Raw genomic sequence first — 25,823 nt, 5'->3', positions numbered from 1 at the left:
CAGGAGTCCTTCACGTCGCCACGGCCTCGGCCCACCACCGGTGGTCGGCGAGCACCAGGTACCACGCACGTCCCCCGGCATCGACGACCTGCAGTCGGTGGAGTCGCCGGCCGCCGGACTCCCACCAGCGCACGACGAGCGGCCACGGCCCCGCCCACGCCGTGACGGGGTCGAACCGGCCGCCGCGCTCGCCCTCGGCCCGGAAGCGCTCGGGTGCACCGGTCAGGGCTCCGCGGTCGTCGACGTCCACCGTGCCGCCGTCGGCGGCGACGACGTCGACCGGTCGGGGGCGGTCGAGCACGGTCGCCGGGGGCGGTCCGGGCAGCTTGCCGGGCCACGGACGGTCCCGCACGGTCGCCAGGGCACGCTCACCCCCGACCGGAGCGTCGCCCCACGGCACGAGCACGACGCGCTCCGCCAGGGTGCGTCCGCCGCCGACCCGCGGGGTGACCACCCCGTCGTGCCCGACGAGCCCCTGCACGCGGGCGAGCCCGTGGTGGACGCGTTCGTCCGGCCCGGTCCCCCAGAGCCCGCGTTCGTGGTTCGCCGTGTCGTCCACGGCGACGGGTTCGAGCACGACCGAGACGACCGGTGCTTCGAGTCCGGTCGGGTCGACCCCGCCGGCGAGCTGCCAGCGCACCCGGTCGACCACGTCGGCGGCGTCGAACCACCGCGGGTGCACCCACGTGCGCTCGAGCAGGATGTCGCGTTCGTCGACGATGCCGACCCGGATCGTGGTGGCGACGAGTCCGGCGGTGCGGAGCCGGGCGGCGAAGTCGTCGGCGGTGCGCCGGAACGCGAACGCGATCTGGTCGGCACGGTCGAGCGGCGGTTCGAAGGCCGCCTCGACCCGGAGCTCCGGCGGGACGTCCCGCGCCGCGACCTCACGCGGGTCTCGCCCGCCGGCGAGCCGGTGCAGGAACGCCCCGGCTGCACCGAACCGGTCGCGCACCTGCTCGTCGCGCAGCGCCGCGAACTCGCCGAGGGTCTGGATGCCGAGTCGTCCGAGCACCATCGCGAGGTCGGCGTCGCCGAGCACCCCGAGCGGCAGGCCGGACAGGAACGGGGCAGAGCCGTCCACGGGCACGATCCGCACGCGCTCCCCCGGCCGGACCGGTCGTGCGCGTGCTGCCTGCTCGGCGGCGAACGGGGTGTCGGCGACCCCCGCTCGCACGCCCGGGGCGCCGTGGTCGGCGGCGATGCCCGCGAGGGTCGCCGCAGCAGCACGCTCGCCGCCGTAGTACCGGGCCGGTCCGCGGGAGCGCAACGCCAGGGTGCCCGGCCGGAGGACCTCGACCCCGGGGACCGCTGCCTCGACCGCACGGATGACCGGTTCGAACGCCCGGTGGTCGAGGGCGTCGTCGTAGGGCTCGACCCGGAGCTCCGGGCAGCGTGCCTGTGCCTCGCGCACCCGGAGGCCCCGCACGACGCCCTGCTGTCGCGCGCTGGCGGAACTGGCGTACACCTGCCCCTTCGCCACCACCGCGAACGGCTGCTCCGGCGGCGACCCGGCCGCGCGGGCGGCGGCGATGACCGGCCAGTCCGGGCACCACAGCACGATCGTCCGGGTCGGGGGCGGCTCGGGCAGCGCCCCACCGCGGGTGATCGCGTCGGCCCGGATCGTCCCGCTGTCGGGCACGGCAGCGCGGGCCCGGCCAGCACGTGGGCGGACAGCACGAGAACGGGGACTCACGACGCCACCGCCACCGGACGGAGCACGGGCGCGGTGGCTGCGGCCGCGGCCGCGGCCGGCACAGCGGCCCGCACGGTGCCGTCCGCAGCCGGCAGCAGGAGCTCGGTGTCCACCGGACGGACCGCTCCGGCACGGCCCGACGCCGACACCGTGACCCGCCGCTCCGTCAGGAACCCGTGGCCGTTGCCGATGCCGCTCCACTCGGACCGCGTCACCCGCAGCGTGACGTCCGCCCCCGGCCAGGAACCGAGCGCCACCAGCGCCCCACCGCGCTGTCGCAACCGTGCCGACAGTCGGGAGACGTCGCCGGGCACCACCCGCCCGAGCGGCCGGGTGAGGACGATCTGCGCCACGTCGGCCAGGGCGGCGGTCACGGTGAGCCACTGGTCGCCGGGGTCCGGCACCAGCACCAGGCGTTCGAGGTCGATGCCGGCCGCCGCTGCCGCTTCGACCCCGAACGACGGCACGCCGACGACGGCGCACCAGGCCCCGGCAGCGGAGGCGGCCTGCAGCATCGTCATCGCGAGGAGCACCGACTCCTGCACCGCGTAGGAGCCGCCCACACGGATCGACCCGCCCGGCAGGAGCGGCGCGAGCGCCTCGGCAGTCGGCAGCCCCTCGGTGTCGACGCGCGTGGACTCCATCTCGGCCACGCGCGACCGCAGCGAGGTGATGCGCTCGAGCGCCGCCCGGGCGTCCCCCAGGTGGTCGACCCGGCGCACCGGACGGGCAGCACCGGCACGCCCGGTCGGCTCCGGTGGAGCCCCGGGCGAGCGGACCGCCGTCGCCGTTTGCATGCCCTCATCGTCGAACATGTGTTCGATGATGTCAACGAGCACCGACATCCTGTGGACAAATTGTTCGAACACGCGTTCGACACGCCGGAAGAAGGCACGAACACGCCGAGCAAAGCCACGAACACGCCTGACGAAGCCACGAACCAGCCCGACGACCCCGCCCCACGACCGAGCCGGACGGCCTCACCAGCGCGCAGCGGCCCCCACGGCGCCGAGCACCGACCGGGTCTTCGTCTCGACCTCCTCCGCCTCGTCCGCCGCCACCGACGACCACGTCACCGCACCGCCGGCCCCGAACGTCCGCGACCGCACCGCACCCGCGTCGTCGACGACCGTCACCAGTGTGCGGATCGCCACCGACAGATCCACCGATCCGCTCGCGGCGAAGTACCCGATCACCCCCGAGTACACCCCGCGCGGCGCCCCTTCGAGCCGGTCCGCGATCGCCATCGCGCTGATCTTCGGCGCACCCGTCATCGACCCCGGCGGGAACGCGGCGCGCACCACGGCCGCCCGCGGTGCCCCGTCCGGCAGGACCGCGGTGATCGTGGACACCATCTGGTGCACGCTCGCGTACGTCTCGACGTCGCAGAGTCGCTCCACGTGCACCGACCCGGGCACCGCCGTCCGGAGCAGGTCGTTCCGCAGCAGGTCGACGATCATCACGTTCTCGGCGCGGTCCTTCACGCTCGCCGCGAGTTCCGCGCGCACCGCGGCATCCGCCACCGGGTCGGCCGTCCGCCGTCTGGTGCCCTTGATCGGTTCGGCGGACACGGCCCCGGCCGCGTCGATGCGCAGGAACCGTTCCGGCGACCGGCTCGCCACGCGCAGCGGGCCGAGCCGCAGGTACGCCCCGAACGGGACGGGATCCGCTCCGCGCATCCGCCGGTACTCGACCAGGTATGGGTCCGTGGCGGACGCGCACCGTTCCTCCTGGCCGCTGCCGGGCACGGCGAAGGCCGTGGTGAGGCAGACCTGGAACGCGTTGCCCTCGCGGATCTCCGCGCGGCACACGTCCACCGACGTCTCGTACGCGGCCCGCGTGACGCGGCCGGTCGCCGCCAGGTCCGCCGGGAGGCGCGGGGGCACGTCGACGACGTCGACCGACGTCCGCCCGCCGGTCACCGTCCCGAGCCATGCGCGGTTGGCCGCGCTGGCCGCCGGTTCCGCGTCCGCGACCAGGGCGAGCGCCCAGGCCGCTCCGCGCTCGTCGACGACCACCGCACGGTCGGTGAACCGCAGGTCGGCGTCCGCGTGCGACGGGGCGGTGCGGTCGACCCCACCGGACTCGCGGCCGAGCTCGTACCCGAGGAACCCGACCCAGCCGAGGGTGAACCCACACCCCGCGACCGGTCCCGGCAGCCGTGGGGTCCGGCCGAGCAGGTCGTCGAGGACCGCGAACGCCGGACTCCCGTCGTGTCGGGACGGGCCGAACCACCGCACCGACGGCGCGGCGACCTCGACGACGGCGCGACGGGCCTCGTGCCGGAACCGCGCGGCGAACGGGCCGTCCGTCAGCGCGAGGACCGACCAGCGAGCGCGAGCGTGCGCTGAGGCCGGAGCGCCGGCGGGCAGCGAGGAGTCGAGCCAGACGACGTCGGCCCCGGTCGTCGCCGCGAGCGCGCCGAGGTCGGGGACGTCCGGGAACGCGCGGACCTCGACGCGGACGGACGGATCCGCGGTCAGACCGCTGCGATCGTCCACGACGCGGCGTGCGAGGCGCCCGGTTCGAGCACGACCAGCCCGGCGTCGGCGCCGGCGTTGAACGCGTCCGGCGCGCAGGTCATCGGCTCGACCGCGAGACCCGCACGGTGGTACTCGGGGACGACGTGGTCGGCGGTGTGCACCTGCACCCACGGGCACTCGGGGCCGAACGAGGCGCGGACGCCGTGGCCGTCCTCGGCGGTGAGCACGATCGTCGCGACACCGTCGGCACCACGTTCGAAGCCCGTGTAGGCGTGGTCGATGAACCGGTCGCCGATGCGGGTCGCGGAACGCAGGTCGAACTCGTCGTGGACGGGTGTCAGACCGGTCGGGATCAGCCGGTCCTCGGTGACCTCGAGCACCTCGGCTGCGGGGAGCGTGAGCGTCCAGTCGTCGACGCGGCCCTCGCCGGCCACGAGGTACGGGTGCGGCCCGGTCCCCCACGGCGCGGCGTCCGGCCCGGTGTTGGTGCCGGTGATCGTCGTGTGCAGGCCGTCGGCATCGACCCGGTACTCGACGAACACCTCGACGCGGAACGGGTAGCCGGACTGGGCGGGCACCGTCGTGGCGAGCACGGCACGGTCGGGTTCGTGCGCGACGATCCGGAAGTCGGTCCAGGCGACGAGCCCGTGCAGCGCGTGCCCGCGCTTCGGCTCGGTGAGCGCGAGCTCGTGCTCCGTGCCGCCGAAGGAGTACGTGCCGTCGACGACCCGGTTCGGCCACGGTGCGAGGACGGCGCCGCGGAAGGCCGGACGGACCTCGTCGGCGTCGAACGGCACCACGAGGTCGCGTCCCTCGTGCCGGAGCGTCCGGAGCGTCGCCCCCACCGAGGCGAGCTCGGCCGTGTACCCGCCGGCGGTGATCGTCAGGGCGGAACCGGAGAGGGGGGCGTCGCTGCTCATGCGCTCAGCGTATCGGCCGGCTGACAGCTCCAGGAACGAGAACACCCCCGCCGTTCCGGAGAACGAGGGGGGTTTCGGGTGGATCTGAGGGGACTCGAACCCCTGACCCCCTGCATGCCATGCAGGTGCGCTACCAGCTGCGCCACAGACCCGTTGGGTGTTGCTGTCGTGACCACCGGTTCCCCGGAGGCACCAGTGAAGCGTACACCATGCGAACGCCGGGTGACGAAATCGCCACCGCCACCCGGGCGAGTCGCGACTAGGCGGTGTGGTCCACCGGGAGCTCGAGCGGGATGGTCGGGCAGTCCGACCAGAGGCGCTCGAGCGAGTAGTACTGACGGTCTTCTTCGTGGAAGACGTGCACGACGATGTCACCGAAGTCGATGAGGACCCAGCGGCCCTCGCTCCGGCCTTCACGACGGAGCGGCTTGGCCCCGGCTTCGAGGAGGCGCTCTTCGACCTCGTCCGCGATGGCGAGCACGTTGCGCTCGTTCCGGCCGGTCGCGAGCAGGAACACGTCAGTGAGCTGCAGCGGCCCGGTCACGTCGAGGGCGACGAGGTCTTCGGCCTGCTTGGCGTCGGCCGCGCGAGCGGCGATCTGCACGAGTTCCAGTGCGCGTGAGGAGGCGGTCACGGATTCCTTCCGGTCGTCGACCCGGCGGTGTGACCGGATCGCTTGATGGGTCCCGATCATAAGCCACCCCGCCGACGGCGGCCAGGCCGCGGCCGACGGGGTGCCGGATGTCCGGGTGTCGGTGGCGGTGTCTCAGCCGCCGAACGCATGGGTCGTGACGAGGGCCACGATGATCACCGCGGCAGCGGCGACACCGACGGCACCGACGGTCACGCCGAGGATGAGCGGCGTCCGCGACTCCTTCGGCTTGGCGGCGGCGAGCACCACCTGACGGGTCGACGTGTGGCTCGAGACCGCTCGGCTGGCGCGGACCGGGCTGGCGTCCGTGTCGGGCTGTTCGTCGTGCTGCTCGAGCAGTCGGTCCACCTCAGCACCGTCGATCGGTCGGTGCGAACCGGTCGAGGACAGCGAGGCCGGCAGGTCGATCGACCCCGTGAGGATGACTTCACCCGTCGCGTTGAGCGCACCCGTCGGGTCGGCGAGGGCCGAGTTCGGCAGGATGATCGCGTTCGTGTTCGTGACGGCGACGCGGCGCGTACCCGTCTCCTCGTCGTGGACCTCGGCGTCGTTGGAGTCGTGCGCCTGCTGCGACCAGTGGCCGACGGGCGGCTCGAACGCGGTCGTGAGGGGCTTCGGCTCGGTCGGGCGTTGGAACGACGCGGGTAGTCGGGGTGCCTCGTCGTCGTCGGAGCCCGCCGAACGGGGTGTGGACGACGTGGCGGCCGGCCGCGCGGCCGACGTCGGTGCGACCTGGACGGGGACCTCGTTCGTGTCGTCCTCGTCGAGCGAGAGCGGGAACACCCCGGGCGTGGAGGACTCGACCGCGGGCGCCGTCGGCAGCGGCTCCGCGACGTCGTCCGTGGCGGGCTCCGGCACGGCCTCGTCGTGCGGGGCCCACGTCGACCGGTGGCGGCGGGGTTCCTCGCTGTTGGCGACGGCGGTCTCGAGCGGCTCGATCGCGTCCGGGGAACCGTCCGCCTCGGTGGCCTGGGCCACGGCGGCCTGGTCGAGCACGACGGTCTCGGCCCCGGGCTCGTGCGCGGGGCGCTCGTCGTCCTCGGAGACCGCGGACGCGGGTGCCGCGTGCAGGTCCTCGACGGAACCGAGGACGTCCTGCACGGTGCGGTCCGACGACTGCGGCGTCGGGTTCTGCAGCGGGACCGGCTGGACAGCCTGTCCCTCGGCAGCGCGCATCTCGCGGATCTGCCGGCGGGTGAGGCCACCGCTGCCGGGGACGATCTCGGTCGCGGACGCCGGCGGCGCGGACGGGACGCCGGACGATGCCGCGGAGGTGGGCGCGGAGGCGGACGACGGTGCCGCCGACGTGGGCGCGGCAGCGGACGACGGTGCTGCGGACTGCGCCGGTGCACCCGGTGCGGGTGCGACGTGGGATCCGGGTCGGCGGCGTGCTTCCGGCTGGTCGGCCGGGGCCGCGACGGTCGGTGGCGGCGTCACGGGCTGCGCACCGGCCGCGGCGGCACGCTCACGCTCGCGCGCCTGGCGCCGCGACAGGGGCGGCTGCGCGTCGGACGAACTCATGCAACGCTCCGATACAAGTGGTGCTTGGAGATGTACTGGACGACTCCGTCGGGGACCAGGTACCACACGGGGGAACCGCGTCGCACGCGGTCACGGCAGTCGGTCGACGATATCGCCAGTGCGGGGACTTCGAGCAGACTCACGTCTCGTTCGGGCAGACCCGTGATGCTCAGGGCGTGTCCCGGACGTGTCACGGCGACGAAGTGCGCGAGGTCCCAGAGACCATCATGGTCCTTCCAGTCGACAATCTGCTGGACGGCGTCTGCGCCCGAGATGAAGACCAGCTGCGCATCCGGCCGCTGCTCGTGCAGGTCCCGCAGGGTGTCGACCGTGTAGGTGGGGCCCGGCCGGTCGATGTCGACGCGGCTCACGGTGAACATCGGGTTCGACGCGGTCGCGATGACCGTCATCAGGTACCGGTGCTCGGCGTCCGTGACGTCGGACTTCATGTACGGCTGACCGGTGGGGACGAAGACCACTTCGTCGAGGTCGAACGCACGCGCCACCTCCGACGCCGCCACGAGGTGGCCGTGGTGGATCGGGTCGAAGGTGCCGCCCATCACACCGATGCGAGGACGGCCCGTGCTCTCGAGCATGGAGTGGCGGGTCAGATCTTCGTGTGACCGAACTCGTCGACACCCGTCTCGTGGTGGCGGGTGGCCTCGAACTTGTGCGAGTGACGGTAGGCCACGTCGCGGAAGCTCCAGGTCACGAACCCGAGGAACGCGAAGAACAGCGCACCGACCAGCGGGAAGACGTACGCGGGGACCCCGGAGGCGTGCTCAGCGGCTTCTGCGAGGAAGGTCATGTGTCCGATGCTCCGTTCGGTCGGGGGAAGTCGCCGTTCAGTCTAGCCGCGGATCTGCCCCTGGCCGCGCACGAGCCACTTGGTGCTCGTGAGTTCGGGCAGCCCCATCGGGCCGCGGGCGTGCAGTTTCTGCGTGGAGATGCCCACCTCTGCACCGAATCCGAACTCCCCGCCGTCGGTGAACCGCGTCGACGCGTTCGCCATGACGACCGCGGAGTCCACCTCGGCGAGGAACCGCTCCGCCGTGTCGACGTCGTTCGTGACGATCGACTCGGTGTGGTGCGTCGACCACCGGGCGATGTGCGCCATCGCCGCGTCGACGTCGGGCACGACCCGGATCGACAGGTCGAGGTCCATCGACTCGGTGCCCCAGTCGTCGTCCGTCGCACGCAGCACCCCGGGGACGAGCACGCGGGTGGCGTCGTCACCGCGGAGGGTCACGCCGGCGGCACGGAGCCGGTCGGCCAGCGTGGGCAGGAGTCGTTCGGCGGCACCCTCGTGCACGAGGAGCGTCTCGAGGGCGTTGCACACGCTCGGCCGTTGGACCTTGCTGTTCAGCACGATGTCGACGGAGCGCTCGAGCGGCGCGGACGCGTCGAGGAAGACGTGCACGACACCGGCCCCGGTCTCGATGACTGGTACCTGCGACTCGGTGACGACGGTCTGGATGAGCGAGGCACTCCCCCGCGGGATGAGCACGTCGACGAGCCCGCGCGCCCGCATCAGCTCGGTGGCGCCGGCCCGTCCGAACTCGTCGATGGTCTGCACGAGGGCGCGCGGCAACCCCACCGAGGCCACGGCGTCCTGGATCCGGGCGACGAGCACGGCGTTGGTGCGCTGCGCGGCCGATCCCCCACGGAGGGCCACGGCGTTGCCGCTCTTCAGCGCGAGACTGGCGATGTCCACGGTCACGTTCGGGCGCGCCTCGTAGATCGCGCCGACGACGCCGAAGGGCACCCGGACCTGCGTCAGCTGCAGACCGTTGGCCAACCGCGCCCCGCGCACGTGCTGCCCCACGGGGTCGGTGAGGCCGACGACGTGCTCGACCGCGGCGGCGAGGGCGTCGATGCGTGTGGCGTCCAGGCGGAGTCGGTCGAGCAGCCCCGAGGACAGCCCGTCCTCCTCTCCGGCGAGGAGGTCGCCGTGGTTCGCGGCGACGATCTCGTCGGTCGCCGCCCGCACACCGTCGGCGATCGCTCGGAGGGCCGCGTCCTTGACCGCGGTCGTCGCCGTCGCGAGGGCCGACGACGCCTCGCGCGCAGCGCGCAGCTTGTCGGTCAGGGTCGGTGCGGGAGCGGTCAGCGACATGCCTCGATCCTAAGCGGCGCCTCCGTCCGATGACGGGCCGCGGGCCCGCCTGTGGACGGGCACTGGAGGCGCGGCTCCTGGTGAGGACGTCGCCATCCGGTCACGGGGTCGGCCGCACCACGGCACCCGGGCGCGCCGGTCCGCGGAGGCGGGTCGTGCCTCCAGGCTGCCCAGCGGGTCAGGCGCGCGGAGCCGCCTCGAACCAGGTGCCCACGGAGTCGCCGGCCAGCGCCTGCTCGACGAGCGCGGTGGCGGTCACGAGGACCGACGTCCCCGCCTCGGCCGCGAGCCGCGCAGCGGCGACCTTCGTGCCCGCTCCCCCGGTCCCGACGCCCGCGGTGCCGATCGAGCCGAAGGTCACACCGGCGAGTTCGTCCCCGAACGGCACGAGGTCGATCGGTGCCGCTCCGGGCTGCTCCGGCGGCCGCGTGTACAGCGACTCGACGTCGGAGAGCAGGACGAGCGCGTCGGCCCCGAGCAGCCGCGCCACCAGGGCCGCGAGCCGGTCGTTGTCACCGAACCGGATCTCGTGCGTCGCGACGGTGTCGTTCTCGTTCACGATCGGCAGCACCCGCAGCGCGAGCAACCGGTCGATCGCCCGCTGCGCGTTCACCCGGTGCGTCGGGTTCTGCAGGTCGCCCGCGGTGAGGAGGATCTGCGCCGCCACGACACCGTGCCGGTCGAGTTCCTTCTGGTAGCGGAACATCAGCACGTTCTGCCCGGTGGCCGCCGCGGCCTGCTGCGTCGCGAGGTCGTCAGGGCGCCCCTCGAGGCCGAGGAACGGGAACCCCGTGGCGATCGCGCCCGAGGAGACGAGCACGACCTCGGTACCGCGGGCGTGTGCCGCGGCGAGGGCGTCGACGAGCGCGGCGATCTGTCCGGTGTTGTCCCCGCTGACCGACGACGACCCGACCTTGACCACGATCCGCCTGGCACGCGGGATGTCCTCGCGCCGGGTGACTGGTCCGAGGTCGGTGCGTGCGGTCGTGTCGGTCATGCCGGGGTCAGTCCCTGTCGTTCCGGTCGTCGGCACCGTCGGGCGACGACAGCACGGCGTCGTCCTCGTCCGCCCACAGCACGGCGTCGTCCTCGTCCGCCCACAGCCCCGCGCGACGCTCCTGCTCGAGTTCGGCGCGCGCGGCGGCCTTGGCGTCCATCCGCTCGAAGTACTCCTCGCGGCGCTCGTTGCGCGTCGGCCGCGAGGTCGCGCCGATGCGTGCGTCCGTGCCGCGGGCACTCGTGATGAGCTCAGCGGTCGAGGTGAGGGTGGGCTCCCAGTCGAACACGGTGCCGCCGTCGCCGCCGATGACGACGGTGGACCCGGCGACGGCTCCGGCCTTGAACAGACCGTCCTCGACGCCGAGCTTCGCCAAGCGGTCGGCGAGGTAGCCGATGGCCTCTTCGTTGGTGAAGTCGGTCTGCTGGACCCAGCGCTCCGGCTTGGCGCCGCGGATCCGGTAGAAACGGTGTTCCTCGCCGCCCTCGGCACGGATCGTGAACGGCTTGTCGTCGACGGCCTTCGGGCGCAGGACGATGCGTTCCGGCGCCGGCTCGGCGGCCCGGGAGGCGCGTGCCTGCTCCACGACATCAGCCAGCGCGAACGTCAGCTCGCGCAGGCCCTTGCGGGAGGCCGTCGAGATCGGGAAGACGCGGTAGCCGCGACCCTCGAGCTCGCCACGGACGAACTCGGCGAGCTCGGCGGCCTCGGGCACGTCGACCTTGTTGAGCGCGATCATCTGCGGACGCTCCAGGAGCGGCACCTGTCCCTCGGGGACCGGGTAGCGCTCGAGCTCGCCGAGGATCACGTCGAGGTCGGAGATCGGGTCACGGCCGGGGTCGAGGGTGGCGCAGTCGATGACGTGCAGCAGGGCCTCGCAGCGCTCCACGTGGCGCAGGAACTCGAGGCCGAGCCCCTTGCCCTCCGACGCGCCCTCGATCAGGCCGGGGACGTCGGCGACGGTGAAGCGGGTGGAACCGGACTCGACGACGCCGAGGTTCGGCGTGAGGGTCGTGAACGGGTAGTCGGCGATCTTCGGCTTCGCGGCGGAGACCGCGGCGATGAGCGAGGACTTGCCGGCGCTCGGGAACCCGACGAGGGCGACGTCGGCGATGGTCTTCAGCTCGAGGCTGACGTCACCGGACCAGCCCTCCGTCCCGAGGAGCGCGAACCCGGGGGCCTTGCGCTTCGTGGTGGAGAGTGCGGCGTTGCCGAGCCCGCCCTGACCACCGGGGGCGATCACGACGCGCATGCCCGGCTCGGTCATGTCGGCGATGACCTCGCCGTCTTCGTCGTGCACCACGGTGCCGATCGGCAGCGGCAGCTCGAGGGTCTCCCCGCTGATGCCGCTGCGCATGTCGCCCATGCCCGGTTGACCGTTCTTCGAGGAGCGGTGCGGCGAGCGGTGGTACCCGAGCAGGGTCGTCACCTGCGGGTCGGCGACGAGGACGATGTCGCCACCGTCACCGCCGTTGCCGCCGTCCGGGCCGGCGAGGGGCTTGAACTTCTCACGGCGGACCGACACGCAGCCGTTGCCGCCGTTCCCCGCGGTGAGGTGCAGGGTCACGCGGTCGACGAAGGTCGCCATGGGTCCACTCCTTGGTGTTGCACGAGCTGTTGCAGAAAAGAGAACGGGAGGGGCAGGCACGTGGCCCGCCCCTCCCGCAGAGTCAGATCGTCGGTGGTGTTACGCGTTGACGATGTTGACGACCTTGCGGCCGCCCTTGGTGCCGAACTCGACCGCACCGGCCGAGAGGGCGAACAGCGTGTCGTCGCCACCGCGGCCAACGTTGGCGCCCGGGTGGAAGTGGGTGCCGCGCTGGCGCAGGATGATCTCGCCGGCGTTGACGACCTCGCCACCGAAGCGCTTCACGCCGAGGCGCTGTGCGTTCGAGTCACGACCGTTGCGAGTGGAGCTCGCACCCTTCTTGTGTGCCATCTTCTACTCCCGCCTTACGCGATCGAGGTGATCTTGACGCGGGTGAGCTCAGCGCGGAAACCCTGACGCTTCTTGTACCCGGTCTTGTTCTTGAACTTCTGGATGACGACCTTCGGACCGCGGAGGTCCTCGAGCACCTCGGCGGTGACGGTCACCTTGGCGAGCTCGGAAGCCGCCGACGTGATCTTGTCACCGTCCACGAGGAGCACCGGGGCGAGGTCGATGTTGCCCTTGTCGTCGGCCTTGGCACGGTCGAGCGTGATGATCGTCCCGACCTCGACCTTTTCCTGACGGCCGCCGGCGCGCACTACTGCGTAAACCACGTGGAAATCCTTACGTAACTCTGCTTGAGGGAAGTCTCGGGTGCCCACTTCTGCACGAGCGGCTCCCGGAGGCCGGGCCCGATCGGCGACGCAGGCAGAACGGCCCGCTGACACCAGGGATCGAGAATACTCGATGCCCCTACGTCCGGTCAAACGGCGACACACGTACGATTGCCGTGTGACCGTGTTGATCGACCCGCCGACGTGGCCCGCACACGACACACTGTGGTCGCACCTCGTCAGTGACTCATCCTACGACGAGCTGCACCGGTTCGCCGAACGCGCCGGGATCCCGCGTCGTGCGTTCGACCACGACCACTACGACGTGCCGCTCGCCCGGTACGACGAACTCGTGGCTGCGGGCGCCGCAGCGGTCACCGGGCGGGAGCTCGTGCTGCGGCTCATCGCGAGCGGGCTCCGGGTGGCGCAGCGGGACAAGCGCGCACGCTGACGCGGGCGCGGGGTGCTGGGTGCCTCGCACGGTGTGTGGCTCGGTGCGCGGCACGGTGCGCGGCCGACGCCGGACGACGACCCCGATGTCGTACGACACCGGTGGTGTCGCACCGGGTCGCGCCCCGTGGTCGCCACCACCGGCCTGGAGGCACGGATCACCTCGACGGGGCGCGCCCCGCCCCTCGCACGGTGCGAGGCGCGCTCACGACGGTGCGAGGCGCACCTCGCACGGTGCGAGGCGCGCTCACGACGGCGCGAGGGTCCGCACAGTGTGCGAGGGTCCGGCGCTCCCACACCGCGCGGGACCTCGCACACTGCCGACGGCACGCGGCACGCGCGGCGCACCTCCCACGGTGCGAGGCGCGCTCACGACGGCGCGAGGGTCCGCACAGTGTGCGAGGGTCCGGCGCTCCCACACCGCGCGGGACCTCGCACACTGCCGACGGCACGCGCCGCGCGCGGCGCACCTCCCACGGTGCGAGGCGCGCTCACGACGGCGCGAGGGTCCGCACAGTGTGCGAGGGTCCGGCGCTCCCACACTGCGCGGGACCTCGCACACTGCCGACGGCACGCGCCGCGCGCGGCGCACGGAGCGAGGGCCGACGGACGAGGTCAGCGGGGCGCCGGACCACCCCAGGGGTTCGACGGCGGCTGCGGCGGCGCGTACGGCGGCACCTGCGGCTGCTGCGCACCGAGCTGCGCGGGCGGCGGCACGGTCGCGGGCGGCACGGCGTCGGCGGGGCGCACCGTCCCGGGCGTGCCGGGGGTCGCCGACGCACGACGTCCTCCACGCGGACGCCCGAGCCACAGCCACGCCGCGGTCGACGTCGCGAGCAGCATCACCGTGAAGGGCACGCCGTTCTGCAGCGGGGTGGTGAAGACGTCGATCACCAGGCGCGCTCCCCCGGACCGGACGGCACCGATCGACCCGGTGAAGACCCCGACGAGCGCGAGGGCGACGGTGCCGGCAGCTCCGGCGAGCACCGCGCGGAGCAGCACCGTCGGCAGCGGGCTCCGGCGGGCGATGGGTGCGAGGAACGCGAGCGCCAGGAACGCTCCTGCGTAGAACGGGAACGGCGCGAGGAAGACCCCGGTGACGAACCCGCTGACCAGGCTGTCGCCAGCGCCGTACGACGAGAACGGGTGCACCACGAGCGACGTCCCGAGCAACCCGATCATCCCGGACACGAACTCGACGAGCACGAGCGACACCACGGCGATGAGCGCCCCGGCGGTGTTCGTGACCGACGCGCCCGGTGCCCAGGCCCGACGCGGGTCCGACGGCTGCCGGGGCGGCCGCGGAGGCTGGTACGGGCCGCCGGCGTACGGCGCGTACCCCTGTCCGTGGTTCGGCCCAGGGGCATGCGGTCCCGGCTGCGACGGCGGTGCGGGCTGCGACCAGCCCGCACCGTAGTACCCGCGGTCCTGCTGCGACCGCTGCGGGTCGCCCGGGTTCGACATCGTCAGTTCCCCAGGATCACTGCGCCGTCGTCGGTGGTGTCGGCGTCGGCGGACGCCGGAGCGCTGATGCTCGGCGACGACACACGGCGCGACCGCGAACGGCCCTGTCCGGGCTGCTTCGGCTCCGGGAGCGCCTGCAGGACCGAGTCGAGCAGGGACTCCGCGTCGTCGCGCACGGGCCGCGGCTCGCGCTTGGTGGCGGCGATCGGGATGTCCAGGATCGCGACGGAGGTCTCCGTCGGGGTCACCGGTGCGCTCGAGCTGACCCGGCGACGGGTCGGCGCCTTGGCGGGGGCTTCGGCGACGGGCGCGGGGGCTTCGACGACGGGCGCGGGAGCAGCGTTCGGCTCGGGCGCCGAAGACGACGCGGCAGGCTCGCTCGACGTCGAGCTCGACGTCGAGCTCGACGGCGAGCTCGACGACGAGCTCGACTGCGCGGCAGCCTCGGCCGACGCTGCCGCCTCGGGAGCGCCCTGCGCGGTCGAGGTCGTGTCCGGTGCACCGGCGCCCCGACCGCCACGGCGGCGGCGGCGCTTCGACCCGGAGGGCTGCTCGCCGTGCTCCTGCGGTGCGGACGAGGCCTCGGCGGCCTCGGGCGCCGACGGCACGGACGCAGCCGACACCGCGGAGGTGGCGGACACGGGCGACGCGGCCCCGTCGTGCTCCTCGTGCGGCAGCGTCGACGCGGCGATCCGGGACAGGGCGTTCTTGACGTCGTCCGTGATCTGGTGCGTGTGCGACGACGAGCCGTTCGACGACGCCGAGGCGCCCCCGCCGTTGCCGTTGCCGTTGCCGTTGCCGTTGCCGTTCGAGGCTCCGTTCCCGTTGCGGCCCTTGCGGCGACCCTTCGAGGGGCCGGGGTCCGCGTTGTTGTCGTTGACCTTCGCGTTGACCTCGTCGAGCGACTCGCGCAGGCCGACGCCGATCTTCTTGCGGGTCATCTGCACGAGGCCGAGCGAGGTGACTTCGGCGACCTGGTGCTTCGTGCGGTCGCGGCTCAGGCACTCGATGAGCCGGCGCAGCACGAGGTCGCGGTTCGACTCGAGCACCATGTCGATGAAGTCGACCACGATGATCCCGCCGATGTCGCGCAGCCGGAGCTGGCGGACGATCTCCTCGGCGGCCTCGAGGTTGTTCTTCGTGACCGTCTCCTCGAGGTTGCCGCCGGAGCCGACGAACTTGCCCGTGTTGACGTCGACGACCGTCATGGCCTCGGTGCGGTCGATGACGAGCGAACCACCGGAGGGCAGCCAGACCTTGCGGTCCAGGGCCTTCTCGATCTGCTCGTTGAGGCGGTACTCCTCGAAGGAGTCCGGGCCGTCGTAGAGCTCGACGCGGTCCTTCAGGTCGGGGGCGACCGCGGTCAGGTACTCGTCGATCGTCTCGCGCGCGGCGGACCCGTCGATGATGAGCTTCGTGAAGTCCTCGTTGAAGACGTCGCGGACGATCTTCACGAGCAGGTCGGGCTCCGAGTGGAGCATGACCGGCGCGTTGCCGTTCGAGACCTTCTTCTGGATGGCCTCCCACTGGCTGGTGAGCCGCTGCACGTCGCGCGTGAGCTGCTCCTCGGTCGCCCCTTCGGCAGCGGTGCGGACGATGACGCCGGCGTGCTCGGGGAGGACCTCCTTGAGGATCTTCTTCAGCCGGGCACGCTCGGTGTCCGGGAGCTTGCGCGAGATGCCGTTCATCGAGCCGTTCGGCACGTAGACGAGGTAGCGACCGGGCAGCGAGACCTGGCTGGTGAGCCGGGCGCCCTTGTGGCCGACCGGGTCCTTCGTGACCTGCACGAGGACCTTGTCGCCGGGCTTGAGCGCGGCCTCGATGCGACGGCCGTGGTTGCCGGTGTCGACCGAGTTCCAGTCGACCTCGCCGGCGTACAGCACGGCGTTGCGCCCGCGTCCGATGTCGACGAACGCTGCCTCCATCGAGGGCAGCACGTTCTGCACCTTGCCGAGGTACACGTTGCCGATGAGCGACACGTTGTGGGACTTCGTCACGTAGTGCTCGGCGAGGACGTTGTCCTCGAGCACGCCGATCTCGATCTTCGAGGCACTGGACCGGACGATCATCTGGCGGTCGACGCTCTCGCGGCGGGCGAGGAACTCGTCCTCGGTCACGACCTGGCGGCGTCGCCCGGCGTCACGGCCGTCGCGGCGGCGCTGCTTCTTGGCCTCGAGTCGGGTCGAGCCCTTCACCTTCTGCGGCTCGGTGATGTACTCGACCTCGCGGCGGCGCGGCTCCTGGTGGTCGCGCGGCTCCCGCGGCTCGCGCGGCTCCCGCGGCTCGCGGTCCGCGCTCGTGCCGCGGCGACGCGAGCGGCGGCGGCCGCCACCGAAGTCGTCGTCGTCCTCGTCCGCCTGCGGGGCACGCTGCGGCAGGTCCGGCAGCACCGGCGCGTGGAAGATCAGGCTGAGCGTGCTCGTCGCCTTGGGGACGAACGGCTCGGCCGCCTCCGTCGCCTCCGGCTCGTCCGCCGTCGGCGCGGGTTCCGGACGGGAGGCGGTGCTCGCCGCCGCCTCGTCGCGCACGGCAGGCGCGTCGCCAGCCTCGACGACCGGCACGGAGCCGGTCACGGTGCTCACGTCGTGCGGCTCGTCGCTCGGGCTGGCGACCTCGTCGACCTCGACCGACAGCGGTGCCGGCTCGGCGACGGGAGCCGCCGTCGAGGGAGCGACCGCGTCGTCCGTCAGCGCGACCGTCTCGGCGACCGGACCGGTGTCGGTGCCGTCACCCCGTGCCTCCAGGCTGCCCGCCGACCGGGCGCGACGGCCGCCGAACAGGCGACCGCGACGCTTCGGCGCGACTTCTTCGTTGTTCGTGTTGTCGTTGTTCTGCTCCACCATGGACCTGGTGCACTCCTTGACCCCGCTCGCGCCCGTGTCGGGCGGCGGGAACTCTGTAGTTGTGACGGGTGGCGACCACGCCCCCGCGTTCGCTGTCTTGTGACCGGTGCGTCTCGCGCATCCCGGTCACGGTGCGCTCTCACCGCACCTGATCGTCCGGGCGGCGCCCGGAAAGCTCTCATCGTCGTGCGGATGGCCGCACGACCTCCGATGATTATCGCATGCCGCACCCGGAAAGGACCGGAACGGACATGCGATGATGACGCCGTGAGCACGCCAGCACCTGTCGCCCGCCGTCCGATCGCCATCGCGGTGTTCCTGTTGATCACCGGCGTGGTCGGTCTGTACGGGTCCTTCTCGCTCGTCCTCGACGAGTTCGCGAAGTACGCGGACCCGAAGAAGGTGCTGTCCTGCGACGTCAACCCGTTCATCAGCTGCTCCGACGTCATGGCGAGCTGGCAGGGGCACCTGTTCGGCTTCCCGAACCCGCTCCTCGGGGTGATGGGCTTCGTCGCGCCGATCGCGGTGGCCGTGATGCTGCTCGCCGGGTTCCGGAACGGGTCGCGCTGGTTCTGGATCGCCTTCAACGCGGGCGTCTTCCTCGCCTGGGTCTTCGTGACGTGGCTGTTCACCCAGACCGTGTGGTTCATCGGCGCCCTGTGCCCCTGGTGCATGCTCGTCTGGTCGATGACGATCCCGATGTTCTGGGTGTTCACGATCTGGAACGCCGCGCAGGGTCGCTTCGGTGCCGGGACCCAGCGGGTCGGGCGTGTCCTGCTCCCCTTCTGCTGGGCCTTCCCATTGGCGAACTACCTGGTCATCATCGTCACGATCCTCATCAAGTTCCCGACCCTGCTGTCGTCCTTCTGAGCCTTCGCTGAGGGTTGTCGATGATCAGTCGATGACGCGTCACTGAATTCCGGGGGCCTTCCCAGCCAGGACGCCCGATCCGTGCGCACCCGCCACCTACGCTCGATCTCGATGAGCGAGAACGAGAGCAAGAAGGCACGGCGGGACGCGGCGCGGGAGCGCGCCAGAGCGGCACGTGCGAAGGAGCAGGCGCGCCGTCGCCGCAACCGGACGCTGGGCATCAGCGGGATCATCGTCGGCGGCCTCGCGGTGGTCGCGGTCGTCGTCGTGGTGATCGCGAACTCGGTCCAACCGAGCGGCCCCGGGCCGAGGAACATGGCGAGCGACGGTGTCCTGCTGCACGGGGTGAACGGGAAGATCGTCCCCGTCACGACCACGGCGACGCCCGAGGGCGGGAAGCCGACCCCGACGAAGCAGGACGACTCGGTCGCGAACATCACGGTGTACTCGGACTACATGTGCCCGTACTGCAACCAGTTCGAGACCAGCCAGATGTCGCAGATCGAGCAGTGGGTCGAGGCCGGCACGGCGACGCTCGAGCTGCACCCGTTCAACCTGCTCGACCGGGTGTCGCTCGGGTCGAAGTACTCCACCCGCTCTGCTGCCGCCGCCGCGTGCGTCGCGAACTCCGACCCCGACGCGTTCCTGGCGTACAACACGTCGCTCTACGCGAACCAGCCGTCCGAGAGCACCCGCGGGCTCACGAACGACAAGCTCGCGTCGTTGGCGAAGGCGGCCGGTGCGACGAACCCGGACGTGGCGTCGTGCATCACGGACCAGCGGTTCGCCGGGTGGGTCGCCGACGCCACGAACCGGGTGCTCACCCAGGAGATCCCGAACTCCTCGCTGCCGAAGGTCACGAGCACGCCGACGATCATCGTGAACGGGAAGCAGTACACCGGCTCGCTCACCGACACGTCCGCGTTCGCGGCGTTCGTCGACCAGAACGGCGGCGCCTGACCCGCGGCGCTTGACCTGCGAGGCGGCGCCGGTCGGACCCGCACAACAGGAATCGCCTCGAACCACGGAAGTCCGTGGTTCGAGGCGATCTGCGTTGCGCGACCGACTACTTGGCGGCGGCCTCGATCTCGCTGATCACGTTCGTCAGCGTGTCGACCCGCTTGCCGTTCACGACGATCGTCGGCGTACCGAAGCCCTGGGTGCCCTGCAGCGCCTTGTCGTTCGTGACCAGGTTGGTGGACTTCGTCACCCAGCCCTTGAACTGCTCGCTCGACAGGCACTCGGAGACGTTCGACCCGGTCGCGCCGCCCGCGGTGACGAGCTTCGCGATCTCGGCGTTCGTCAGGCCGGTGGTGCCTTCCTGGGGCTGGTTGTCGAAGAACTGCGTCTGCACGTCGAGGAACTTGTCCGGCGCGTAGTTCGCGACGCACATCGCGGCGTTCGCGGCACGGCTGGCGTAGCGCGAGTTCTGGTAGCTGCGGTCGAGGATCGACACCGGCTGGATCGCGAGCGTGGCGTCGCCGGACTTCACCTTGTCGAGGATCTGGTCGGCGTAGGCGACCTCGAACTGCTTGCACACCGGGCAGGCCCAGTCGACGTACTCGGTCACCGCGACGGCGCCGTCGGAGTTTGACGTCGGCACGGCCGAGGGCGTGCCCTTCGCCGAGACGGCCTTCGTGGTCACCGGGGTGACCTTGCCGTCACCGCCGGTGAACTGGATCGCACCGGTCGCCATGTTCTCCGGGCCGGCCGCGGAGACCGTGGCCGCGTTGTTCACGTTCACGATGACGATCGCGACGATGGCTGCGATCGCGACGATGCCGAGGCCGATCCCGCCCTGCAGGAACCACTTGTTGCGGCGCTTCCGACGCTTCTCGGCGGCAGCACGCTCACGGGCGAGGTCACGGGCGTGGGCCCGGCGCTCGTTCTTGGTGGGACGGTTGTTGTTGTTGGTCATCGGTGACTCCCCCGGTCCTCAGGCGAACCAGAGCGCGAGCTCGCGGGCCGACGACTCGGTGCTGTCGGAGCCGTGCACGAGGTTCTGCTGCACCTTGAGGCCCCAGTCGCGGCCGAGGTCGCCGCGGATCGTGCCGGGCGCGGCCGAGGTCGGGTCCGTGGTGCCGGCGAGCGACCGGAAGCCGGCGATCACGCCGTTGCCGGCGACGCGCACGGCGACGACCGGGCCGGACTGCATGAACTCGACGAGCGGCTCGAAGAACGGCTTGCCCTGGTGCTCCTCGTAGTGCGCGTCGAGCAGGTCGCGCGGTGCGGTGAGCATCTTCAGGTCGACGATCTCGTAGCCCTTGGCCTCGATCCGGCGGAGGATCTCACCGGTGAGCTGGCGGGCGACGCCGTCGGGCTTGACGAGGACGAGGGTCTCTTCGAGGTCGGACACGCAGTACTCCTAGTGTGTTCGCGGGGTCGGAGGGGTGGTCAGTCCTCGCCCAGTGCGGCCCGGCGCGCGGCGTTCTGCCGGTCGAGCTGACCGCCCTTGACGAAGCAGAAGACCCACAGCGCCAGGAACACCACGGCGACCGCGAACATGAACGGTTCGATGAACCCGGTGGCGAGGATGGCCGCCTGCAGCAGCCACCCGAACCATACACCGGCGCGGTTGCCGGTCAGGCGTGAGGCCAGCGCCAGCACGACCATCGCGCCGATGCCGCCGCCGAACGCCGCTGCCGGCGGGAGCGTCCCCTTGCCGAACACGACGAGCATCGGGAAGAAGAACATGATCGCTTCGAGGACGAGGCTGATCGAGAGCAGGCTCTCGCGCGCCCCGCGGTCGCGGCGCGGCTTCCGGACCCGCGGAGCGCGGCCCGGTCCGGTCGGCCTGGAGGCACGGTTCGCGTCCGTCACTTCGCCTCGCCTTCGGTGTGCACCAGGTCCATGACCGCACCCACCAGGACGATGGAGCCTGCGACGAGCACGAGGGCGTCCTCGGCGTCCGCCTCGTCCGCCAGGTCGCGCGCTTCCTGCAGGGCGGCGGCGATCGCGGGTTCGACGACCACCCGGTCCTCGCCGACCTCGTCGACGACGATGCGCGCGAACTCGTCCGCGTCGAGGGCGCGCTCCCCGGGCGGCTGGGTCACGACGAACGTCGCGACGGTGTCCTTCAGCGCCCGGACGAAGCCACGGGCGTCCTTGTCGCCGAGGATCCCGACGACGCCGACGACGTGCTCGGACGGAAACGCCACGGGCAGGGCGTCGGCGAGGGCACGGGCCCCGTGCGGGTTGTGTGCGGCGTCGACCACGACGGTCGGCCCCGTGGCGATCGGCTGGAGCCGCCCCGGGCTGGTCGCCCCTGCCAGGCCCTCGGAGAGGACGTCCTCGTCGAGCGGCTGCGACCCGCGGCCCAGGAAGGACTCCACGGCGGCGATCGCGACGGCTGCGTTGTCGGCCTGGTGTCGGCCGAACACCGGCAGGAACAGGTCGTCGTACCGCCCGGCGATGCCCTGCACGGTGATGAGCTGCCCGCCCACCGCCGGCGTCACGTCGACGACCCGGAACCCGTCGCCCTCCACCGCCAGGGTGGACTCGGTGAGCTCGGCGGCCCGCTGCAGCTCGGCGAGCGCCTCGGGCGTCTGGGCGCTGGACACGACGGACGAGGACGGCTTGATGATCCCCGACTTCGTGCGGGCGATCTCGGCGACGGTGTTGCCGAGCTGCTTCGCGTGATCGATCGCGATCGGGGTGAACACCGCGACCTGGCTCTGCACGACGTTGGTGGAGTCCCACTCGCCGCCCATCCCGACCTCGATCACGGCGACGTCCACCGGTGCCTCGGCGAAGCACGCCAGGGCGAGGACGGTGAGCGCCTCGAAGAAGGTGAGCGGCAGCTCGCCCTTGGCGGTGAGCTCCTGGTCGGTCATCTCGAGGATGGGCACGATGTCGTCCCAGTTCTCCACGAACCGGTCGGCCGCGATGGGCGCGCCGTCGATGACGATGCGCTCCCGGATCGACACCAGGTGCGGGCTGGTCATCAGCCCCGTGCGGAGCCCGTGGGCCCGCACGATGCTCTCCGTCATCCGCGCGGTCGACGTCTTGCCGTTCGTGCCGGTGAGGTGGATGACCGGGTACGACAGGTGCGGGTCGCCCAGCAGCTCGACGGCGCGACGGGTCGCCGACAGCCGGTGCTCTGGCGACTGCTCGCCGATCCGGGCGTACAGCGCCGCTTCGACGCGCCGGACCTCGTCGTCGTCGGCGCCGTAGGGCACGGCCTCGACCGGGTTCGGGTCGCCGGCCGGTCCGACCGGGATCTCGATGCCGTCCTCGGACGGGTCTTCGGGGAAATCGCTCATGCGCGTGAGACCTCCACGGTCACCTTCGCACCGTCACCGACGTCGGTGGTGGCACCTGCCCCGAGGGGCACGATCTGGACGCTCGTCGACAGGGTCTCCCCCGCGATGAGCTGCTGGTGGGTGCGCACCGCCGCGTCGGCGGACGCGTCCACGCCGAGCGTGAGGGCGATCCGGTCGCTGACGTCGAGGTCGGCGTCGCGACGGGCCTGCTGCACGGCGCGGACGACGTCGCGGGCGAGCCCCTCGGCCTCGAGCTCGGGGGTGGTCACGGTGTCGAGCACCGCGAAGCCACCGCCGTCGAGGAACGCCACGGCGACGGAGTCGTCCGCCACCGTGAGGTCGAGCGTGTACTCGCCCTCGACGAGGTCGATCCCGCCGACGGTCACGCCGGACTCGGTCGCGACCCAGTCGCCCCGCTTGGCGGCGGGGATGACCTGCTGCACCTGCTTGCCGATGCGGGGACCGGCGGCGCGGGCGTTCACGGTGAGCTTCCGCTCGATGCCGTAGCGGGCGAGCGAGGACTCCTCCTGCTGCTCGAGCACGACCCCCTTGACGTTGAGCTCGTCGCGGAGGATGTCGGCGAACGGCTCGACGGCGGCCGGGTCGGGCACGACGAGCGTCAACGTCGCGAGCGGCAGCCGAACCCGCTTGCCGGTGGCCTTGCGGAGCGCGAGGCCCTTCGACGCGACGTCGCGCACCCGGTCCATCGCGGCCACCAGGGCGTCGTCGGCGGGGAACTCGTCGGCGTCCGGGAAGTCGGTCAGGTGCACGCTGCGCCCGCCGGTGAGGCCCTTCCAGATCTCCTCGGTGACGAGCGGCGCGAGCGGTGCGGCGACACGGGTCAGCGTCTCGAGCACGGTGTACAGCGTGTCGAACGCGGCCCGGGCCTCGGGCGAGGACTCCGCGCCGAGCCAGAACTTGTCACGGGAACGCCGGACGTACCAGTTGGTGAGCACGTCGGCGAAGTCCCGCACGGCCTGGGCGGCCAGCGGGGTGTCGAGCGCATCGAGGTGCTGCTGCACGTCGGACACCAGCACGCGGGTCTTCGCGAGGAGGTAGCGGTCGAGCACGTCGGTGCTGTCGGTGCGACGGGTCGCTTCGTACCCGGCGTCGCCCGAGGCGTTCGCGTAGAGGGTGAAGAAGTAGTACGTCGACCACAGCGGCAGCAGGAACTCGCGGACGCCCTGGCGGATGCCCTCCTCGGTGACGACGAGGTTGCCACCGCGGATCACCGACGAGGACATCAGGAACCAGCGCATCGCGTCGGCGCCGTCACGGTCGAACACCTCGGACACGTCCGGGTAGTTCCGGAGCGACTTCGACATCTTCTGGCCGTCCGAGCCGAGCACGATGCCGTGGCTGATGACGTTCTGGAAGGCCGGACGGTCGAACAGCGCCGTGGAGAGCACGTGCATGACGTAGAACCAGCCGCGGGTCTGTCCGATGTACTCGACGATGAAGTCCGCCGGGTTGTGCGAGTCGAACCATTCGCGGTTCTCGAACGGGTAGTGCACCTGGGCGTACGGCATCGACCCGGAGTCGAACCACACGTCGAAGACGTCGGTGATCCGGCGCATCGTCGAGTTCCCCGTGGGGTCGTCGGGGTTCGGGCGGGTCAGGTCGTCGATGAACGGACGGTGCAGGTCGACCTCGCCCTCGGCGTTCATCGGCAGGCGGCCGAAGTCACGCTCGATGTCCTCGAGCGAGCCGTACACATCGGTGCGCGGGTGCTCCGGGTCGTCGGACTGCCACACCGGGATCGGCGTGCCGAAGTACCGGTTGCGCGACACCGACCAGTCGATCGCGTTGCCGACCCACTTGCCGAACTGGCCGTCCTTGACGTTGTCCGGCACCCAGTTGATGTCCTGGTTCAGCTCGCCCATGCGGTCGCGGAACTCGGTGACCCGCACGAACCACGACGACACGGCCTTGTAGATGAGGGGCTTCCGGCAGCGCCAGCAGTGCGGGTAGCTGTGCTCGTAGGAGGCCTGGCGGAGCAGGCGACCGGCGTCGCGGACGGCCTTCGTGAGCGGCTTGTTCGCGTCCGACCAGAGCATCCCCGCGACCTCGCCGAACTGCGACGTGAACACGCCTCCCTCGTCGAGGGACAGCACCACGGGGATGCCCGCGGCGGCGCAGACCACCTGGTCGTCGGCGCCGTACGCCGGAGCCTGGTGCACGATGCCGGTGCCCTCGCCGGTCTCGACGTAGTCGGCGACGAGGATGCGCCAGGCGTGCTCCATCCCCTCGGCGTCGGCGAGGAAGTCGAACAGGCGCTCGTACTCGACGCCGTCGAGTTCCGCGCCCGTCAGGGTGCGGGCGACCGCGGCAGCGGCGTCCTCCGCCGTCTCGTAGCCGAGGTCCTTCGCGTAGGCGGCCACGGTGTCCGACGCCAGCACGTAGCTGACGGAACCGGCGTCGGCGCCGTCGGCCGCGCCTCCCGGCCCCGCAGGGAGCACCACGTACGAGACCGCCGGCCCGACGGCCAGGGCGGCGTTCGTGGGCAGGGTCCAGGGGGTCGTCGTCCAGGCGAGCGCACGCACGCCGGCCAGCCCGAGCGCCTCGGCGCGCGCACCCTGCAGCGGGAACGACACCGTGACGGACTGGTCCTGACGCATCTTGTAGACGTCGTCGTCCATGCGCAGCTCGTGGTTCGACAGCGGGGTCTGGTCGTTCCAGCAGTACGGCAGGACCCGGAAGCCCTCGTAGGCCAGGCCCTTGTCCCAGAGCTGCTTCCACGCCCAGAGCACGCTCTCCATGAAGGTCACGTCGAGGGTCTTGTAGTCGTTCTCGAAGTCCACCCAGCGTGCCTGACGGGTGACGTACTGCTGCCACTCGTCGGTGTACTGCAGCACCGACTTCCGCGCGGCGGCGTTGAAGACGTCGACGCCCATCTCGTCGATCTCGTGCTTCTCGGTGATGCCGAGCTGGCGCATCGCCTCGAGCTCGGCGGGCAGGCCGTGGGTGTCCCACCCGAACCGTCGGTGCACCTGCTTGCCGCGCATGGTCTGGTAGCGCGGGAAGACGTCCTTCGCGTACCCGGTCAGCAGGTGGCCGTAGTGCGGCAGCCCGTTGGCGAACGGCGGGCCGTCGTAGAACGTCCACTCCGGGCAGCCCTCGCGCTGGTCGATGGACGCCTGGAAGGTGCGGTCGCCCTTCCAGAAGGCGAGGATCCCCTGCTCGACGGCGGGGAAGGACGGCGACGGGGTGACTCCGTCGTTGCTGGAGTTGAGCGGGTACGGCACCGGGGCTCCTTGTGGGTTCGGTTGGTCTCCACGAGGACGGAGCGT

At 71.8% G+C, this 25,823-nt stretch carries 23 protein-coding genes and 1 tRNA gene; 3 read left to right on the top strand and 21 right to left on the bottom strand.

All coding sequences use genetic code 11. From position 1 onward, the window contains the following. Positions 1–10: 10 nt before the first annotated feature. The 14 genes from ACRQ4B_RS08325 to rplU all read right to left on the bottom strand — a co-directional run bounded on the left by ACRQ4B_RS08325 (position 11) and on the right by rplU (position 12,644). Positions 11–1,639, bottom strand: coding sequence for a DNA polymerase Y family protein (locus ACRQ4B_RS08325; protein WP_439694225.1), 1,629 nt, complete (start codon positions 1,637–1,639; stop codon positions 11–13). A 50-nt stretch (positions 1,640–1,689) separates the two neighbouring features. After that, the gene (locus ACRQ4B_RS08320) at positions 1,690–2,508 is read right to left on the bottom strand and encodes a hypothetical protein (RefSeq protein WP_439694224.1); all 819 of its coding nucleotides are present in this window, start codon (positions 2,506–2,508) and stop codon (positions 1,690–1,692) included. Positions 2,509–2,673: 165 nt separating this feature from the next. Continuing rightward, the gene (locus ACRQ4B_RS08315; protein WP_439694223.1) at positions 2,674–4,194 is read right to left on the bottom strand and encodes an anthranilate synthase component I family protein; all 1,521 of its coding nucleotides are present in this window, start codon (positions 4,192–4,194) and stop codon (positions 2,674–2,676) included. Further along, positions 4,173–5,096: an aldose 1-epimerase family protein gene (locus ACRQ4B_RS08310; protein ID WP_439694222.1), complete on the bottom strand. Its 924-nt coding sequence runs from the start codon at positions 5,094–5,096 to the stop codon at positions 4,173–4,175. Before ACRQ4B_RS08310 ends, ACRQ4B_RS08315 begins: the two co-directional genes overlap by 22 nt. 79 nt (positions 5,097–5,175) lie before the next feature. Next, a tRNA-Ala gene (locus ACRQ4B_RS08305) sits at positions 5,176–5,248 on the bottom strand. A gap of 107 nt (positions 5,249–5,355) precedes the next feature. Then, entirely contained in the window at positions 5,356–5,730 is a 375-nt protein-coding gene (rsfS, locus tag ACRQ4B_RS08300) for a ribosome silencing factor (RefSeq protein ID WP_439694221.1), read from the bottom strand. Between the two features lie 132 nt (positions 5,731–5,862). Next, a complete protein-coding gene (locus ACRQ4B_RS08295; RefSeq protein ID WP_439694220.1) occupies positions 5,863–7,269 on the bottom strand; it encodes a hypothetical protein in 1,407 nt (468 codons plus the stop codon). Further along, on the bottom strand, positions 7,266–7,865 hold the full coding sequence (nadD, locus tag ACRQ4B_RS08290) for a nicotinate-nucleotide adenylyltransferase (protein ID WP_439694219.1): 600 nt from the start codon (positions 7,863–7,865) through the stop codon (positions 7,266–7,268). Before nadD ends, ACRQ4B_RS08295 begins: the two co-directional genes overlap by 4 nt. An 11-nt stretch (positions 7,866–7,876) precedes the next feature. Further along, positions 7,877–8,077, bottom strand: coding sequence for a hypothetical protein (locus ACRQ4B_RS08285; protein WP_175350833.1), 201 nt, complete (start codon positions 8,075–8,077; stop codon positions 7,877–7,879). Between the two features lie 42 nt (positions 8,078–8,119). Beyond that, entirely contained in the window at positions 8,120–9,385 is a 1,266-nt protein-coding gene (locus tag ACRQ4B_RS08280; protein ID WP_439694218.1) for a glutamate-5-semialdehyde dehydrogenase, read from the bottom strand. A 178-nt stretch (positions 9,386–9,563) separates the two neighbouring features. Continuing rightward, the gene (gene proB, locus ACRQ4B_RS08275; protein WP_439694217.1) at positions 9,564–10,382 is read right to left on the bottom strand and encodes a glutamate 5-kinase; all 819 of its coding nucleotides are present in this window, start codon (positions 10,380–10,382) and stop codon (positions 9,564–9,566) included. A gap of 7 nt (positions 10,383–10,389) precedes the next feature. Continuing rightward, positions 10,390–11,970: a GTPase ObgE gene (gene obgE / locus ACRQ4B_RS08270; RefSeq protein ID WP_439694216.1), complete on the bottom strand. Its 1,581-nt coding sequence runs from the start codon at positions 11,968–11,970 to the stop codon at positions 10,390–10,392. A gap of 99 nt (positions 11,971–12,069) precedes the next feature. Continuing rightward, on the bottom strand, positions 12,070–12,321 hold the full coding sequence (rpmA, locus tag ACRQ4B_RS08265; RefSeq protein ID WP_070416551.1) for a 50S ribosomal protein L27: 252 nt from the start codon (positions 12,319–12,321) through the stop codon (positions 12,070–12,072). A 14-nt stretch (positions 12,322–12,335) separates the two neighbouring features. Beyond that, on the bottom strand, positions 12,336–12,644 hold the full coding sequence (rplU, locus tag ACRQ4B_RS08260) for a 50S ribosomal protein L21 (RefSeq protein WP_079238594.1): 309 nt from the start codon (positions 12,642–12,644) through the stop codon (positions 12,336–12,338). 178 nt (positions 12,645–12,822) lie between these two features. Between rplU and ACRQ4B_RS08255 the strand changes: the two genes are divergently transcribed. Continuing rightward, entirely contained in the window at positions 12,823–13,095 is a 273-nt protein-coding gene (locus tag ACRQ4B_RS08255) for a DUF4031 domain-containing protein (protein ID WP_439694215.1), read from the top strand. Positions 13,096–13,709: 614 nt separating this feature from the next. Here ACRQ4B_RS08255 and ACRQ4B_RS08250 read toward each other — a convergent pair. Next, entirely contained in the window at positions 13,710–14,558 is an 849-nt protein-coding gene (locus ACRQ4B_RS08250; protein WP_439694214.1) for a hypothetical protein, read from the bottom strand. Between the two features lie 2 nt (positions 14,559–14,560). Further along, on the bottom strand, positions 14,561–17,401 hold the full coding sequence (locus tag ACRQ4B_RS08245) for an Rne/Rng family ribonuclease (protein ID WP_439694213.1): 2,841 nt from the start codon (positions 17,399–17,401) through the stop codon (positions 14,561–14,563). A gap of 267 nt (positions 17,402–17,668) precedes the next feature. Here ACRQ4B_RS08245 and ACRQ4B_RS08240 point away from each other — a divergent pair, with 267 nt between their 5' ends. Next, entirely contained in the window at positions 17,669–18,271 is a 603-nt protein-coding gene (locus tag ACRQ4B_RS08240; protein ID WP_439694212.1) for a vitamin K epoxide reductase family protein, read from the top strand. Between the two features lie 111 nt (positions 18,272–18,382). Beyond that, on the top strand, positions 18,383–19,231 hold the full coding sequence (locus ACRQ4B_RS08235; RefSeq protein ID WP_439694211.1) for a DsbA family protein: 849 nt from the start codon (positions 18,383–18,385) through the stop codon (positions 19,229–19,231). 106 nt (positions 19,232–19,337) lie between these two features. Here ACRQ4B_RS08235 and ACRQ4B_RS08230 read toward each other — a convergent pair whose 3' ends face one another. The 5 genes from ACRQ4B_RS08230 to ileS are packed head-to-tail and all read right to left on the bottom strand — an operon-like array spanning position 19,338 to position 25,778. Continuing rightward, a complete protein-coding gene (locus tag ACRQ4B_RS08230) occupies positions 19,338–20,189 on the bottom strand; it encodes a DsbA family protein (protein ID WP_439694210.1) in 852 nt (283 codons plus the stop codon). A gap of 18 nt (positions 20,190–20,207) precedes the next feature. After that, positions 20,208–20,627: a nucleoside-diphosphate kinase gene (gene ndk / locus ACRQ4B_RS08225; RefSeq protein ID WP_079238588.1), complete on the bottom strand. Its 420-nt coding sequence runs from the start codon at positions 20,625–20,627 to the stop codon at positions 20,208–20,210. A 38-nt stretch (positions 20,628–20,665) separates the two neighbouring features. Then, positions 20,666–21,091 carry a DUF4233 domain-containing protein gene (locus tag ACRQ4B_RS08220; protein ID WP_439694209.1) on the bottom strand — a complete coding sequence of 142 codons (426 nt, stop codon included), beginning with the start codon at positions 21,089–21,091 and terminating at the stop codon, positions 20,666–20,668. After that, positions 21,088–22,533, bottom strand: coding sequence for a bifunctional folylpolyglutamate synthase/dihydrofolate synthase (locus ACRQ4B_RS08215; protein ID WP_439694208.1), 1,446 nt, complete (start codon positions 22,531–22,533; stop codon positions 21,088–21,090). The genes ACRQ4B_RS08220 and ACRQ4B_RS08215 overlap by 4 nt, the downstream gene beginning before the upstream one ends. Continuing rightward, the gene (gene ileS / locus ACRQ4B_RS08210) at positions 22,530–25,778 is read right to left on the bottom strand and encodes an isoleucine--tRNA ligase (protein WP_439694207.1); all 3,249 of its coding nucleotides are present in this window, start codon (positions 25,776–25,778) and stop codon (positions 22,530–22,532) included. The genes ACRQ4B_RS08215 and ileS overlap by 4 nt, the downstream gene beginning before the upstream one ends. Positions 25,779–25,823: the final 45 nt, after the last annotated feature.

The organism is Curtobacterium sp. SP.BCo (assembly GCF_051903265.1).
Classification (GTDB): Bacteria; Actinomycetota; Actinomycetes; order Actinomycetales; family Microbacteriaceae; genus Curtobacterium.
This window is presented reverse-complemented; position numbering and strand designations above follow the sequence as displayed.